Below are 397 nucleotides of genomic sequence, written 5' to 3'. Positions count from 1 at the left end.
TGAAACAGCTGATACGTTATCATCTTTACGTTATTGTCGCGAGCATGGTGTGAAAACAGCAACAATTGTGAATGTTGAACAATCGTCAATGGCCAGAGAAGCTGATTTTATTCTACCAACACTTGCTGGTCCAGAAATTGGTGTTGCTTCAACAAAAGCCTTCACTTGTCAATTAGCAACACTTGCTGCAATGGCTCTTGATGCTGCTAAGCAACGTGGGATTCTTTCAGAGAAAGAAGAGAATCAGTTTATTAGGCAATTGGCAGAAATTCCAAGGATTTTAAGCGAGGTTCTAAAGCTAGAGAGGAAAATTGAGTGTATTTCTCGTTATTTAATGAACGCAAAAGGTGTTCTTTATCTTGGACGTGGGACTTCTTATCCGATTGCTCTAGAGGGT

General features: G+C 40.1%; 1 protein-coding gene. It reads left to right on the top strand.

The features are described 5' to 3' along the window. The coding region (locus tag J7R05_RS08750) for an SIS domain-containing protein (protein ID WP_208541918.1) at positions 1 to 397 on the top strand (397 nt) is incomplete at both ends.

It is taken from the genome of Bartonella capreoli, assembly GCF_902813205.1.
GTDB classification, from domain to species: domain Bacteria; phylum Pseudomonadota; class Alphaproteobacteria; order Rhizobiales; family Rhizobiaceae; genus Bartonella; species Bartonella schoenbuchensis.
Note: the sequence above shows the minus strand (reverse complement) of the source record. Positions and strands in the feature narration are given on the sequence as shown.